General features: G+C 43.6%; 16 protein-coding genes and 1 pseudogene. All 17 read right to left on the bottom strand.

What is annotated here, in order from left to right; translation table 11 throughout:
- Positions 1 to 4: 4 nt before the first annotated feature.
- Positions 5 to 451 (bottom strand): LytTR family DNA-binding domain-containing protein, encoded by a 447-nt coding sequence (locus tag ADJ60_RS00245; protein ID WP_049542563.1) that lies wholly within the window; start codon positions 449 to 451, stop codon positions 5 to 7.
- Positions 452 to 569: 118 nt separating this feature from the next.
- Positions 570 to 1,073, bottom strand: a complete 504-nt coding sequence (locus ADJ60_RS00250; RefSeq protein WP_000800905.1) for a phosphatase PAP2 family protein — start codon at positions 1,071 to 1,073, stop codon at positions 570 to 572.
- A gap of 247 nt (positions 1,074 to 1,320) precedes the next feature.
- Positions 1,321 to 3,081, bottom strand: a complete 1,761-nt coding sequence (locus ADJ60_RS00260; RefSeq protein ID WP_049542568.1) for an ABC transporter ATP-binding protein — start codon at positions 3,079 to 3,081, stop codon at positions 1,321 to 1,323.
- Complete coding sequence (locus ADJ60_RS00265) at positions 3,071 to 4,840, bottom strand: ABC transporter ATP-binding protein (protein WP_049542571.1); 1,770 nt, start codon at positions 4,838 to 4,840, stop codon at positions 3,071 to 3,073. Before ADJ60_RS00265 ends, ADJ60_RS00260 begins: the two co-directional genes overlap by 11 nt.
- Positions 4,815 to 5,285, bottom strand: a complete 471-nt coding sequence (locus ADJ60_RS00270) for a MarR family winged helix-turn-helix transcriptional regulator (protein ID WP_049542573.1) — start codon at positions 5,283 to 5,285, stop codon at positions 4,815 to 4,817. The genes ADJ60_RS00265 and ADJ60_RS00270 overlap by 26 nt, the downstream gene beginning before the upstream one ends.
- Positions 5,286 to 5,466: 181 nt before the next feature.
- Complete coding sequence (locus ADJ60_RS00275) at positions 5,467 to 5,757, bottom strand: hypothetical protein (RefSeq protein ID WP_004256757.1); 291 nt, start codon at positions 5,755 to 5,757, stop codon at positions 5,467 to 5,469.
- Between the two features lie 90 nt (positions 5,758 to 5,847).
- Positions 5,848 to 6,702 (bottom strand): PTS system mannose/fructose/sorbose family transporter subunit IID, encoded by an 855-nt coding sequence (locus ADJ60_RS00280; protein ID WP_002896727.1) that lies wholly within the window; start codon positions 6,700 to 6,702, stop codon positions 5,848 to 5,850.
- Positions 6,686 to 7,531 carry a PTS mannose/fructose/sorbose/N-acetylgalactosamine transporter subunit IIC gene (locus ADJ60_RS00285; protein WP_049501833.1) on the bottom strand — a complete coding sequence of 282 codons (846 nt, stop codon included), beginning with the start codon at positions 7,529 to 7,531 and terminating at the stop codon, positions 6,686 to 6,688. Before ADJ60_RS00285 ends, ADJ60_RS00280 begins: the two co-directional genes overlap by 17 nt.
- Before the next feature lie 27 nt (positions 7,532 to 7,558).
- Positions 7,559 to 8,053 carry a PTS system mannose/fructose/N-acetylgalactosamine-transporter subunit IIB gene (locus ADJ60_RS00290; RefSeq protein WP_004193690.1) on the bottom strand — a complete coding sequence of 165 codons (495 nt, stop codon included), beginning with the start codon at positions 8,051 to 8,053 and terminating at the stop codon, positions 7,559 to 7,561.
- 43 nt (positions 8,054 to 8,096) lie between these two features.
- Positions 8,097 to 8,534, bottom strand: coding sequence for a PTS sugar transporter subunit IIA (locus ADJ60_RS00295; RefSeq protein ID WP_004256753.1), 438 nt, complete (start codon positions 8,532 to 8,534; stop codon positions 8,097 to 8,099).
- A 205-nt stretch (positions 8,535 to 8,739) separates the two neighbouring features.
- The gene (locus ADJ60_RS00300) at positions 8,740 to 10,023 is read right to left on the bottom strand and encodes an ABC transporter substrate-binding protein (RefSeq protein ID WP_049501831.1); all 1,284 of its coding nucleotides are present in this window, start codon (positions 10,021 to 10,023) and stop codon (positions 8,740 to 8,742) included.
- Positions 10,020 to 10,703: a response regulator transcription factor gene (locus tag ADJ60_RS00305; protein ID WP_004256751.1), complete on the bottom strand. Its 684-nt coding sequence runs from the start codon at positions 10,701 to 10,703 to the stop codon at positions 10,020 to 10,022. Before ADJ60_RS00305 ends, ADJ60_RS00300 begins: the two co-directional genes overlap by 4 nt.
- Positions 10,696 to 12,012, bottom strand: coding sequence for a sensor histidine kinase (locus tag ADJ60_RS00310; protein WP_049542576.1), 1,317 nt, complete (start codon positions 12,010 to 12,012; stop codon positions 10,696 to 10,698). Before ADJ60_RS00310 ends, ADJ60_RS00305 begins: the two co-directional genes overlap by 8 nt.
- Complete coding sequence (locus ADJ60_RS00315) at positions 12,012 to 12,998, bottom strand: substrate-binding domain-containing protein (RefSeq protein ID WP_004256744.1); 987 nt, start codon at positions 12,996 to 12,998, stop codon at positions 12,012 to 12,014. Before ADJ60_RS00315 ends, ADJ60_RS00310 begins: the two co-directional genes overlap by 1 nt.
- A 299-nt stretch (positions 12,999 to 13,297) precedes the next feature.
- Positions 13,298 to 13,372, bottom strand: a pseudogene (locus ADJ60_RS11925) (ABC transporter ATP-binding protein); the annotation flags it as partial.
- The gene (locus ADJ60_RS00320; protein WP_004256742.1) at positions 13,368 to 13,838 is read right to left on the bottom strand and encodes a MarR family winged helix-turn-helix transcriptional regulator; all 471 of its coding nucleotides are present in this window, start codon (positions 13,836 to 13,838) and stop codon (positions 13,368 to 13,370) included. The pseudogene ADJ60_RS11925 and the gene ADJ60_RS00320, both read right to left, overlap by 5 nt.
- 127 nt (positions 13,839 to 13,965) lie before the next feature.
- On the bottom strand, positions 13,966 to 14,682 hold the full coding sequence (locus ADJ60_RS00325; protein WP_000532884.1) for a YebC/PmpR family DNA-binding transcriptional regulator: 717 nt from the start codon (positions 14,680 to 14,682) through the stop codon (positions 13,966 to 13,968).
- Between the last annotated feature and the right edge of the window lie 29 nt (positions 14,683 to 14,711).

Below are 14,711 nucleotides of genomic sequence, written 5' to 3' on the forward strand. Positions count from 1 at the left end.
GTTCTTACCTCATGTTTCTTAGATTTTCTTTTAGGAGGGATTGGTAATGTCGTGAGACATGAACCTCCTTGTGGGTCTGATAAAAGGAAATGGTGCCCGTTCCTGAAAAGGACTTGTCCACCGAATAGATTTGCCGAATATTAGTAATGGTCGACTTGGATACTCGACTGAAATAACGGGGCAGGATAGACTCCAACTCATAGAGTTTAAACCGAACCTCGTAGGCATCTTTATGGGTATGGGCATAAATCTTGCTACCTTCCGTCTCAAAGAAGAGAATTTCTGACAAGTCTAAGTAGTATTCACCCGTCCCCTTGTAAAAAATCAACCTAGGAGACTTGGACTCTTGCAAGAGGCGCTGTAAATCCGCAATCTCATCTGTCAAAGCCGCCGCCTTGATGACAATTTCAGTTTCCTCTAAATTGCTGTCAATCTCGATTCGTAACTTCATCCTATCTCCTTTCTGCATCTACTATACCAAAGCCCAGAAGACTTTACAAGGGCAAAAAAGCAAGTGGTCACTTTTGACCCGTAAGTGGTTACGAGGCCAAGCCCACTTGCTTTGCTTTTTAAAAAATAAAGAAGAGAATTCCCCAGATGAGCCCACAGGCATAGCCAATCAGAACATCCTGGGGATAATGAACGCCTCCTAAAACTCGCACAAGACCGAGGAGGGCTGACAAGACCAACAAGATAACCCCTACAGATAAACTAGCATGTAAGCAAGCCATGGAGATAATGGTTGCTGAAAAGACATGACGACTGGGCATAGACTGACCAGGACTATCTCTGTCAAGCAAGGGTTTAATATCCCATTCCTCATAAGGCCTAGGGGCATTGATTTTCTTACGAAGAAAGGACAAAATCACAAAACCTGACGCAGGAACAAACAAGTAGATCCAGACCTGTTTCCCAAGTCCTTCTTGGAAATATGTGGCAGCTAACAAGGTTAGATAAACTATAGGCATAACTACTGTCATGAACCGATTGAAAGTTCTTAACAAGCTCAGAAGAAAGGGCTTATTCCCAATGTTACCAGCAATGTGGTCATACCATTCTTGATAATTTTTCATATATTTTCTCATCACTTACTCAAATTTTATACTCAATGAAAATCCAAGAGCAAACTAGGAAGCTAGCCGCAGACTGCTCAAAGCACTGCTTTGAGGTTGTGGATAGGACTGACAAAGTCAGTAACCATACCTACGACAAGGCGAAGCTGACGCTGTTTGAAGAGATTTTCGAAGAGTATTGCTTGCAGGGAAGCACTTGCCTTCTAGTATAGTGCAGAAAAAGAAGGCCGTCAAGCCTTCTTTCGATTTATTCTTCTGCTTCGTCTTCTGTAAACTGACTGTTGTAGAGATCAGCGTAAAAACCAGCTTGCGCCATTAGCTCATCATGATTTCCTTGCTCGATGATAATGCCATCCTTCATAACCAGAATCAGATCAGCATTACGGATGGTTGACAAGCGGTGGGCGATGACAAAGGAAGTTCTGCCCTCCATCAAACGATCCATGGCTTTCTGAATCAATTCCTCTGTACGGGTATCAACAGAAGAAGTCGCCTCATCTAGGATTAGGAGTGGTGCATCTTTCAGCAAAGCACGAGCGATGGTCAAGAGTTGTTTTTGTCCGACAGACAAGGTTACCGTGTCGTCCAAGACTGTATCATAACCATCTGGCAGGGTCATGATAAAGTGGTGAATCCCCACAGCCTTACTGGCTTCAATCACGCGCTCATCACTAATCCCCTCTTGGTTATAGATGAGATTATCTCGGATAGTACCTTCAAAGAGCCAAGTATCCTGTAAGACCATTGAAAAGGCATCATGTACTTCCGAACGCTTCATATCCTTGGTATCCACACCATCGATACGGATACTTCCCTTATCAATCTCATAGAACTTCATCAAAAGATTGACAATGGTTGTCTTACCAGCTCCGGTCGGTCCGACAATCGCAACCTTTTGACCTGCATGAGCGGTCGCAGAAAAGTCATGAATAATGGTTCGCTCTGGTGTATAACCAAAGGAGACTCGATCAAAGACTACTTGACCTTTCATATCGCTCAATTGTCTTTCTTTATAGGATTCGTCTTCCATTTCCTCTTCAGCTAGGAATTCGAAGACACGTCCCATGGCTGCACTAGCCTGCTGAAGACTAGTAACCCCTTGGGCGATTTGTGAAAGAGGCTGAGAAAAGATACGAACGTAGGCCATAAAGGCCACGATAATCCCGATACTGATCTGCCCATTCAGAGCCAAGGCTGCACCGACGATAATCACTAAGGCATAACTAAAGTTCCCAATAAACATCATAATCGGCATCATAATCCCTGAAATAAACTGAGATTTCCAGATACTATCATACAGACGATGGTTTAATGTCGCAAATTCTTCTTTCGTACTTTCGATGGCATTATAACTGGTCACCACATTATGGCCAGAGTACATTTCCTCCACATAGCCATTGACAGCTGCCAAATCTTGTTGCTGACTCTTAAAGAAGCCCTGGGATTTGCCCATAAAGACGGACACGAAAACAAAACCAATAAGGGTTGAAACAACCGTCACCAAGGCTAAAATCCAGTTCATCCCAAACATGGTTACCAAGACTGCCACGACCAGTAAACTAGATGAAAGAACTGTTCCCAGACTTTGATTCAGGGACTGTGCTGCAGTGTCAACGTCATTGGTTACACGAGACAAAGTATCCCCCTGAGAGTGCCCATCAAAATATCCCAATGGTAGGCTATTGATTTTCTCTGCAATGGCTGTTCTCAAACGCTCTGAAAAACGTTGAATGACTGTTGTAAACAGAAAGGCCTGCAAATAATTTGATAGAAGTCCAATCACATAAATCACGGCCAAAAAACTACCAATAGCTGCAACTGCCGCTACATCCACACTTGTTTCCAAACCACTAGCAATAATATTAGTCATTTCCTTGATGCGGGTTGGCCCATATACAGTAATGATATTAGATAGGATTGTTGCTAGAAAGGCTATCAGAAGGGCAAACTGGAGAGCTGCAAGATAGGGTTTACTCTGTTTCCAGAGAGACATTTTTTTATTTTCCATGTTCCAATTCCTCCTTCGATAATTGTGAATAGGCAATTTCTTGATAAACTTCGTTATTAGCTAGAAGTTCCTTGTGGGTGCCTTGTCCCACGACTTTACCTTGATCCAAGACCAAAATCAAATCTGCATCCATAATGGTTGAAATACGCTGTGCGACGATGAGCTTGGTCATAGATTTTGTTTTCTCTGCTAGCTCTTGGCGTAGGACACGGTCTGTCTTGTAATCCAAGGCTGAGAAGGAGTCATCAAAGATGAGAATTTCTGGCTTCCGAGCCAAGGCACGCGCAATGGCCAGACGCTGTCTTTGTCCACCTGAGAAGTTGGTTCCTCCTTGAGCTACTTCTGACTCCAAGCCAGCTTCCTTGTCTTCGATAAAGTTCTTAGACTGGGCCAATTCCAAGGCTTGCCACATAGCCTGCTCACTAAGTGGTGTTTCTTGACTTTGTCCAAAGTCTAGATTGTCTTTGACATCACCTGAAAAGAGAACAGCTTTTTGTGGAATATAGCCAACCTTGTTGCGCAAATCTTCTAGAGCATAGTCTTGAACATTGACACCGTCCACCAGAATTTCTCCTGCTGATACGTCATAGAAACGTGGAATCAGATTGACCAGAGTTGATTTACCAGAACCTGTTGACCCAATAAAGGCCACTGTTTGACCAGCTTCTGCTCTAAAGCTAACATGCTCGATAACTGCCTCCGAATTTGCCGCATAGCGGAAGGTCACATCCTTAAATTCGACCTGACCTTTGAGGTTTTCATCAGCCAGCTGCACTTGAGCAGGGTTTTGAATAGAAGAATGCAAATCTAAAACTTGATTAATCCGCTTAGCAGAGACCATAGTTCGGGGAAGAACGATGAAGAGTGCTCCCATGAGAAGGAAGCCCATGACAACCTGCATGGCATAAGACATGAAAACAATCATGTCACTAAAGAGAGGCAGACGCGCTATCGGAGCAGCGTCGTTAATCACATAGGCCCCAATCCAGTAAATCGCCACACTCAAACCACTTGAAATCCCCATCATGATAGGGTTCAAAATAGCCATAAGACGGTTGACAAACAAATTCAAGCGTGTCAATTCATCATTTGCTGATGCAAATTTTTCATTTTGGTAATCCTCTGCATTGTAGGCGCGAACGACACGAATACCTGTTAAACTCTCACGAGTGATACTGTTCAGTTTATCTGTCAGCCCCTGAATCAAGGACTGTTTTGGAAAGGCTAGCGTCATCAAAACTGTCGTCATCAGGACGTTGACAATCACTGCCACAAGTACGGCCCAGAGCCAGTATTCTGAATGGCCTAAAATCTTCCCGATAGCCCAGATAGCCATAATCGGACCACGCGTTACCACTTGCAAGCCCATGGTAATCAACATTTGAACTTGAGTAATGTCATTGGTAGTACGCGTCAAGAGACTGGGAATAGAGAATTTCTTAATCTCTGTCTGCGAGTAATCCAAAACTCGGTTAAAAATATCACTTCTCAACCTACTAGTATAAGAAGCCGCCACTCGGGATGCAAAAAATCCAACTGCAACTACGGACAAGAAGGCAAGAAAGGACATTCCCACCATCATGCTTGCCGGCTGCCACAACTCATCTAAATTAGTTCCTTGACTACCTAGCAAATCCGTAATTTTCGAGATATAGGTCGGCACTTCCAACTCTAGATAGACCGAAAAACAAGTAAAGAGAATGGCTAGTAAAATCATCCCCCATTCTTTTCTACTAATTCGTTTGGCTAATTTCTTCATTCTCTCCTCCTATCTTCTCAACATTTTCTTGCAACTGACCGAGGACCTTTTCAAAGATTGCCAAGTCTGACTTTGAAACACCATCTAGCAGACTCTGATCAATGCGTTCAAAGAAGGCCTTAACCTGCTTCATTTGAGAACGCGATTTGTCCGTCAGACGAACAAATTTAGCCCGCTTATCAACAGGACTCGCCTCCAATTCCACCAAACCATTTTGCACCATACGCTTGACTAGATTACTAGCAACAGACTTAGTAATATTGAGTTCCTGCTCGATATCTTTAATCAAGACCAAGTCTTGGTTTTCTTCACGGCTATCCAAAAAACGCACCACCTGACCTTGCGGTCCACCCATAAATTCAATGCCACAATGTTTGGCTTCCTTTTGTACCATCAAATGAATCTGGTGACCAAAACGCTTAAAGACCAACATCGGTTTATCCATACTAACTCCTTTCTAACCATCGCATTTAGTTCTCCTGAGAACTAAATAAGTTTTCATGAGAACTATTTTACCACTTTGAAAAGAGATGTCAAGACAAAAGTTTCCATAAGAACTATTTTCTTGAATTAAAAAAATCCCAAGTGATTTTCTCACTTAGGATTATGTTTTCTAGGTTAAATGTCTATCTTGCAAGTTTTAGTTTTGCTTCAAAATCATTGATCACCTTTTGCAGATTGAGCCGTCCTCTGTAGATGCCATAACCAAACAAGAGCATGGCTAAGACACCCAGAAGGGCTAGGACAATTCCTGCAATCAGTGCTAATAGATTAGTCTCATGAAAGAAGTAAATCAGAACAAGACCGATACTGGCAATGACAAAGAAGAGAGTAAACCAGCGTCCTAGATTTTCAATCATATGCTTCTGGTAGTGAATTTCTGTTTCATAACCTTGAATCAATTCTTGTTCTGTCATGATTTTCTCCATTCTTTATTTAAGTCAAACAAATTGATACTAGACTAGTAGCATATCGGACTTACTGCCAGTCTGAAACTTGAGTAGGAATTAGTATTTCAGTTGAGGATCAAAGATGCCCAGTGCTACACCAATCAAAGCAATGACAACCAAGAGGAGCATAACAAGGTTTGGTGATACTTTTTTCTTGGCCATCAGCCACCAGCAAAGGGTGATAAAGCCAGCTGTTAAGAGACCTGGATAAACACCGTCAATCTTTTCTTGTAGCTTCAAGAAGGCTTCGCCATCAGCATTTTTCAGCTCTAATGAAGTCGTTACAGATACCCAAGTTGCAGCAACTGCCCCGATAACCATACCACCAATGACACTGATTGCCTTACGAAGCGCCTGTCCTTTAGGTCCTACAAGGAATTCAACCGCCTTGTCCCCTAATTCATAGCCTTTGAAGTAGGCAAAGCGCATACCGCCATAGATGAGAACATTCCATACAAGGATGTAGAAGAGAGCCCCGATAGGATTTCCGCCTTTTGAGAGGCCAAGGGCAATCCCCAGCAGAACTGGGATTAGGGTTCCGACAACCAATGAATCACCGATACCTGCGATAGGTCCCATGAGACCGGCACGCATACCATTGATAGTTTCGCCGTCAACAGCGTCTCCATTGGCACGCGCTTCTTCCAAACCAGCTGTAATCCCCACTACCAAAGCTCCGAGCTGAGGTTCTGTGTTGAAGAAAGCCGTATAGGTCTGCATAGCTTCTTTCTGCTCTGCTTTGTCTTTGTAGAGTTCTTCCACGATTGGTAGCATAGAGGTCAAGTAACCAAAAGTCTGCATATGCTCTTGAGAGAAGCAAGTCAAATGACCATAGTACCAATGGTGGAATGATTTCGCTAAAGTCTTTTTAGTTATTTTCTTTCTTTCAGCCATCTTAGATATCCTCCTCATCGTCATCAAAGTCAGCCCCACCAGCCGGCGCGGTCACACGAGCTGATTTGATTACTTCCAATTCATAGTAAATTACTGCAAAAATCAGTGAAACAACTGCACTGGCAACCAAATTAAGACCAAGTGACTTAGCCAAGGTGAAGCCCACAAAGAATGGGATAAAGTCAGCAGCCTTGGTAACGATTTGTTTCAAGAGAATGGCAATACCTACACATGGGAGAAGAGCTCCGACTGTAAAGAGGGATTTCATGATGAAGCCATCCATTGGCAGGTGGGTCTTCATCAGCTCAACCATATCGGGGCCAAACTTAGTGATAAGCATTGTTGGAAGGAAAGAGAAGACAAAGTGGGAAATCCAAGGATAAACCCAGTCAACAGCGTAAAGCTTTTTAAATTCGCCTTTTTCAACGGCTTTCCAGCCAATGTGCTGCCATAGCAGGTTTGTAGTGGCTGTTCCATAGAAGAGAACTGTACCGATAGTACCAACTGCTGCTCCGATTGGTGCAGCTGCTGCAGCAATAGCAGATTCAGACGTGATTCCTTTAGAATGAACAAATAAGATTGCGAGAGGAATCCCAATGTAAGAAATCGCCCGCACGTCAGCAGAAACTGTACCACCTGGTGTTACCAGAGCGATGTAGAGAACCTGAAGGGCTACCCCAACCATAATCCCTGTTGTTAAGTCTCCGAGAATCAGCCCGCTAATCAAGCCTCCGACCAGAGGACGTCCCAAAGTGTAGTTACCAATACTAGTACCACCCATACCAGGCATAGAAGCTAAACTAGCGAAAAGACCCAGTAAAGCGGCTTGCAGCCAAGAAATTGTCATAATAGACTCTCCTTTTCATTATTATAATTAAAAACCAAATTTAGACTTGAAATCGCTCCAATAACCGATGGAAACATCTGGTAGGAGCTGGAATTTGACTTTGTAGCCTGCTTTTTCTATCGCCTCAATCGCTTCTGCCTCTTCCTGGGTAATGGACTGGTTATTCCCCAGCTTAATAGCTCCAGGACGGTCATTAGCAGGGCCAATGATGATTTCCTTAACATCACCAGGTACAAAGCCTTGGTCCACTAGGATTTCTTTCATGTCCACAGGATTTTTCGTAATGAGGAAATAGCGGCTGTCTGACTCTGTGACCTTGCCTGATTTTTCCTTGAAGGCTTCCTTGGTCCAAACAAAAGTCTTCTTGTCAGAAGCTCCCTTGTAGGCCTGAATCAAAACCTTGTTTCCTGCTGCAGCATTATTTACTGCAATCAGGCCATCACAAGGGTATTCCTTGGCCCAGCGAGTGACTGTTTGACCGTGGATCATGCGGTCGTCAATCCGTACAAATGATACTGTCATCTTTAAAATCTCCTTTTATCTTTTAGAATGTATGACGGAAGTACTAAATGTCGTCTTCATCTTCTTCAGCTGCATCACTTACGACTTCAAATTCCTGCAAAGCAGCTGTAGCCTCGGAAAGGATAGCCTGAGCCAGATCTTTCCCGTCTAAGATGTCTTTCATAACCAAGCCAGTCAGTCCCATGGTCAGGTTCAAACCGCCCAAGATAACTGCTGAGTCGAGCTTACCTATGTCAGCTAAGACGCTCGCTGCTGTCGTCAGAGGACTGCCTCCTACAATATCAGCCAGAACTAAGACACTGTCATCAGTGCTTAAGCCATCTAAGGCCTGAGTAAAATCAACTGCAAAATCATCAACTGACTTGCCTTCCTGAAGACCAACCGCAATGACCTGATCCGTCTTGTCTCCGGCAAACATCTTCAAGGAACTCTGCACGCCTGCAGCCAGTCCCCCATGACTGACCAGTACAAGGTATTTCATCTTTCCTGCCTCCTTTTTCCTTCTAGCTCTTAGCCAAGTAAGGATTTATTGATGATTTTATTGTACAAGTTTTGGAATCGGTTTCATATTGTCAAATGTCACTTTGCCCAGATGACATTTGTCAGGAAACATATGACATTTGTCATATTTGTCTAGTCAGCTGTACCTTTCCTGCTCCTTTCAGAGCAAACAAAAAGAAAGCAGATTATTTTCCGCTTTCTATTTCTCTTTGAATGCTCGGCAAGGCACTGTCAATCTCTTGATTCTGCATAGCATTTTGAATCAGATAGTCCATCCGGTCCATGGTATGACGGTCTACTTCTAGACTGATGTCAATGATGGAGCGATTCATCATGTGGTCTAGCCTCTCAGAAGTCAAGGAATCCAAGCCAAAATCATCTGCCTGTAAGATTTCTCTAGCCTGTTGACTTTTCACCACAGATGGTAAGACTGAGGTCCCCTGCGATTTTTCAAACAAGGCCTGCTGGCTTTCTTTATCCTGTGACAGCAAGAGCATAAATTCCCAAGCCAGCTTCTCTTGCTTGGTATTGGAAGACATGGCAAAGAGCGAGGTCTTGACCTGTGTCCCCATCACCTGGCTATTAGCTGTTGGCATGGGGATACAGGTCCAAGAAAAGCTAGAATACTTGGCAACATGGTAAGGGTAAGGCTTGTAGGTCCGATACTGGGCCAGACTCATAGGATAGAAAGCCACCCGTCCCTCATCAAAGTCATTAGAAGTCACCTTATAGTGCTGGCTGAGCATATCTAGCTTGCTCATAAAGGCCAAGGCTTGGTGCATCTCTGCGCTGTCCACAGTGATACCGGATTTATCGGTAAGATGGCCGCCGTAAGCTACCAGAGCCTGCTGCCAAGTGTAATCCGTTATACCGTACTGATCCACCACACCATCGCCATTGGTATCCTTGGTTACTTTCTTGCAAATCTCATAGAAATCCGCCAGGGTCCATCCTGACTCAGGAATGCTAATTCCTTCTTTTTCAAGCAGGTCTTTATTGACACACATCATGATAGGATTGCTCTCAACTGGAAGGGCATAGCTGACTCCCTGATATTGCCCAGCTTCATAAGCCACTGGATAAAAAGCCTTTCGCTTATCATCCGTTAGGAGGGGATCCAAGGATTTAAGCGCGCCAGTCGAAGCCAACATGCTAAAGTCGTTTTCTGGCACCATAAAGAGATCTGGTTGCTCGCCTTTCAAGACTTGCTCTGCCAGCCAGTCAGCATAATCATCCTTGGGAATACCGCTTTCGTAAACGACCTTGACAGGAGGATGCGTCTTTTCAAATCTTTTAATCAGGCTGTCCAAGACCTTGTTTTCGCGACTGTTAGGCACATCCCAGCTAGAACCAGCATAGACCCCGATACGCAGGACTTTGTCCTGAGCTGAAGCCCAAAATACAAAAGCCAGAGCAACAGATATAATCAGGACAACCAGCAGGGACAAATTTCTCAATCTCCACTTCATTTGTCGCCTTCCTTACTAAAATCTCTCTGGGTGACTCCAGTCTGTACGGCCCAGATAGCCAGTTGGGTCCGGTCACGCAGGTTGAGCTTGGCTAGGATACCCGATAGATAATTACGGACTGTCCCTTCTGATAGAAAGAGTTTGGCTGCAATTTCCTTATTAGAAATCCCAAAGCTAATCTGCTGGATAATCTTCCACTCCGTCCGGTTCATGTCCTCCACATTTTCCTCTGTCACTGTGATGGCAAAGTTGGACTGGGCCATCTGTGAAAAGATTTTGAAGACCTTGGTGGCAATATTGGGATTGATCATAGCTCCGCCTCGATAGACTGTCTGAATAGCTTCATGAAGTTCTTCTGTCGAAACCCCTTTAAGAATATAACCAGATGCACCGTATTTGAGAGCTGAGAAGATAAATTCATCATCGTCAAAGGTCGTCAGGATGATAATCTTGACATCTGGATACTGCTCCTTGACAGCCTTGGTACAGAGAACACCATCCATGACTGGCATGCGAATATCCATCAAAATCACATCTGGGCGCACCCGATGAAGCTTTTCCAGCACTTCCTTGCCGTCTCCGACCGTCCCGACTACCTCAATATCTGCGTGGGCAGACAGAATGATTTGCAGAGACTCGCGAATCAAGGCCTGATCGTCTGCTATTAAAACCTTAATCATGTCTTCCTCCTATTTTTGGAATTTTGATATGCGTGTAGAAACCGTCCCGATTTTCAAAGCGGACGCTTCCGCCAATAATCATTAGGCGCTCCTGCATCTGCTTGAGGCCATAGCCATAGTAGAGTTCATCAAAGCCAACACCATCATCCTGAATGGTCATTACATAAGCTTCTTCTTCCTCTAGTAGCTCAATCCAGATAGTCTTGGCATGACCATGGCGGACAGAGTTGGTAATCGACTCCTGGATCACCCGGAAGACAATGTCTTCCTTGGCAATATCCAAGTCAATATTATCCCATTTGTAGAGGAGATGAATCTCCAAGTTGGAGATGGCTTCATACTCACGGATAATCTTAATCAGAGCTTCCTTCAAAGTGTTATTTTCCAGAGCTCCCGGGCGCATCTTATTGAGCGAGCCGCGGACATCACGGATACCATCTCGAACAACGACAGAGACATTATTAAGCTGCTCCTTAGCTCGGTTGGTGTCAATATCAACCAAGACCTTGACCGCATCAATACCAGCTGAAATACCCGTCAGGGCATGACCTAATGTATCGTGAATCTCTCTGGCAATCCGCTTCCGCTCTCGATCTTCTGCTATTTTCTCAGACAAAGCCAGGTAAGAGTTCAGCTCGCGATTGGCTTGAAAAGCCATGCGAAGCTCTTCCTCAATACGATGGCGCTCCGTAATAGCCGACAAGATATAGAATAGCAAGGAAATCATAAAGACGACAATATTAAGCGAGTAGAGAAAGTTCTTGCCAAATAAGAGCAAAAAGCGTACAGACTCAGGATAAAAACGAATATAGGTATCCAAAGACGGCAGCTTGATAAAGAGCGACATGAGGTTATAGTTGGACAAGAGCAGCATGCCAAAGCTCAAAATAATGAAAGAAAACCAGTACTTCTTGTCCTTGGAAGCATTGAACTCCTTAGAGCCATAGAAAATATCCGCAAACACCAAGAGAATCAAGCCATTGTAGGACGAGTGCAAGACGGAAAAGATGACCAGCATGAGCAGGATTTCAATAATGGTCGTCTTGTCATAGACGGACAGCTGATTGGGGTGGCGCTCCCGATAGTACATGACTAAAAGCAGACAGGCATACAGGCTAATGGATACCCAGAAGATTAGGCTAGGAGAGCCCGGAATGGCATCCAAACGCTCCAAAAGCGAGTGACTGAAGCCCTTAGCCGCTACATAGTTGGTCGCAAAGAGATAGATGGATGCATTATAGACAATGGCAAACAGATTGATGACCATTAAGGCGATTTTGCTATAAAAGATACTTTTTTGAGGTCTCATTATTGCCACCCTGTAACTGTGTATTGACTGATATTATCTCTATTAACCAGATGAACAGGAATCAGGTATTGGCTGTCGTAGGATTTCCCCTCCTGCATCAGCTCAATTACCTGTGCCACCTTGCGTCCCATCTGAATGGGCGATTGGGCCACGGTTCCCTCTATATCGCTAGTCGTAGCCAAAAAGTTTTTGATATCAGGCGATCCATCCACGCCGTAGATGGAGATTTTCTTATCAAGACCTTGATTTTTAATAGCAGCCAAGGCCCCGATAGCTGCCCGATCATTGAGCGCCATGACTACATTAAAGTCCAATCCTTCGTCTAAGGCACTTTTTACTTGCGGCATGCTTTCCTCTGTCTGGCCTAGTGTTTCTTTCTGGGAAATAATCTTGTAGCTAGGCTGTTTTTCAATCGTATCAATAAATCCCTGAATCCGGTCCATAGCAGAGACGGCATTGCGGTGCTCTAGAAGGAGAATATTAGCAGAAGGCAAGCGCTTCATCATGTCCTGGGCAATCAGGACGCCTGCTTGGTAGTTATCCGACACAATAGTCGTATCCACTTTTACATCCTGACTGATAGGCGCATCCACTACGATGATTTTAATCCCAGCTTTCTTGGCCTTTTGAAGAGAGGAAATGATACTTGGACTATTACTTTTTACCGGATTGATAACAATGACATCAACCTTTTCTCGGACAAAAAAGTCAATCTGCTGGCTCTGCTTGCCCTCACCCAGCTCAGGATCCCGCACGTAAAGCCGGCTGCCCTGCTGGTTGGTTTTCTTCTCCAGCTCCGCATTTAAGATCTTATAAAAATCATTATTCATGGTCATGTAGGTTGCCCCAATCTTGACCTGCTTCTCATCTGGCAGAACGCCCTTGAAATAAACAAAAAACAAAGCAAAAATAAGCAGAATGGAAAGTGGCCAGAGAGCCTTCTTCTGATAATGCTGACCCCGTTTTTTGACGTTAGCTGCTACCATTTTTCACCCCCTATGCCGTAAGCGCCTTTATGAAACATATAGGATTATTATATTACAAAACCGCCAAAAAGCAAAATCTTTCCAAAATGATTATCATAAAAAAGGCGCGACAGAATCTAAAAATTCATTGATTTTTGATTCTTGGTCCCACCTCGGCAATCATAATTAAACTTTTAAAAGCTTGAGAGAAATAGAATTCAGTCAAACAGATCTTGCATCTTACAAAACTGAATGCTGATTTTTTAGAGCTAGGTCATTTCCCAGCCCTTACTTCTTTTTTAAAATGGAAGTTCCTCTTCTTCCAACTCTAGATAAACCGAAAAGCAGGTAAAGAGAATGGCTAGTAAAATCATACCCCATTCTTTTCCACTAATTCATTTGGCTAATTTCTTCATTCTCTCCTCCTATCTTCTGAACATTTTCTTGCAACTGACCGAGAACCTTTTCAAAGATTGCCAAGTCTGACTTTGAAACACCATTTAGCAGACTCTGATCAATTCGTTCAAAGAAGGCCTTAACCTGCTGCATTTGAGAACGCGATTTGTCCGTCAAACGAACAAACTTAGCCCGCTTATCGACAGGACTCGCCTCCAGCTCCACCAAACTATTTTGCACCATACGCTTGACCAAGTTACTAGCAACAGACTTGCTAATATTGAGTTCTTGTTCAATATCCTTGATGAGCGTTAATTCTTGTTCATGCTCACGCCAACCTAAAAAACGCAGAACTTGTCCTTGAGGTACACCCATAAATTCAATACCACAACGTTTGGCTTCCTTTTGTACCATCAGATGTACCTGGTGTCCAAAACGTTTTAAAACCAACATCGGTTTATCCATACTTACTCCTTTCTAATCATTGCATTTAGTTCTCCTAGGAACTAAATAAATTTCCGTGAGAACTATTTTCTTGATTAAAAAAATCCCAAGTGAGCTTATCACTTAGGATCATGTTCTCTAGGTTAAATTAGAACCCGTCTACGTTTGTGTAGATTTTTTGTACGTCTTCGTCGTCTTCAAGGACGCTGTAAAGTTTTTCAAAGGTTTCAAGGTCATCGCCTGACAATTCCACTTCTGACTGAGGAATCATTTCCAATTCAGTAACTTGGAATTCTTCGATACCTGACTCACGAAGGGCAACGATAGCCTTATGAAGATCAGTTGGAGCTGTGTAAACTGTGACTGTTCCTTCTTCTGCTTCTACATCATCCACATCCACATCTGCTTCGAGCAATTGCTCAAAGACTGCATCAGCATCTTCACCCGCAAATACAATAACACCTTTGTTATCAAAGAGGTAAGAAACAGAACCTGAAGCGCCCATGTTTCCTCCGTTTTTACCAAAAGCCGCACGGACATTAGCCGCTGTACGGTTAACGTTTGAAGTCAAAGTATCCACGATCAGCATAGAACCATTTGGTCCAAAACCTTCGTAACGTCCTTCTGTAAAGGTTTCGTCTGTGTTTCCTTTAGCCTTGTCCAAAGCTTTATCGATAACGTGTTTTGGCACTTGAGCTTGTTTGGCACGGTCGATAACAAATTTCAAAGCTGAGTTTGATTCTGGATCTGGATCACCTTTTTTAGCTGCTACATAGATTTCTACACCAAATTTTGCATATACTTTAGAGTTAGCTCCATCTTTAGCCGTTTTCTTGGCTACGATATTGGCCCATTTACGTCCCATTAGGAATCTCCTTTTTTCACATTTTAATC

The sequence above is a fragment of the Streptococcus pseudopneumoniae genome (assembly GCF_001076775.1).
Lineage (GTDB): Bacteria > Bacillota > Bacilli > Lactobacillales > Streptococcaceae > Streptococcus > Streptococcus pseudopneumoniae_G.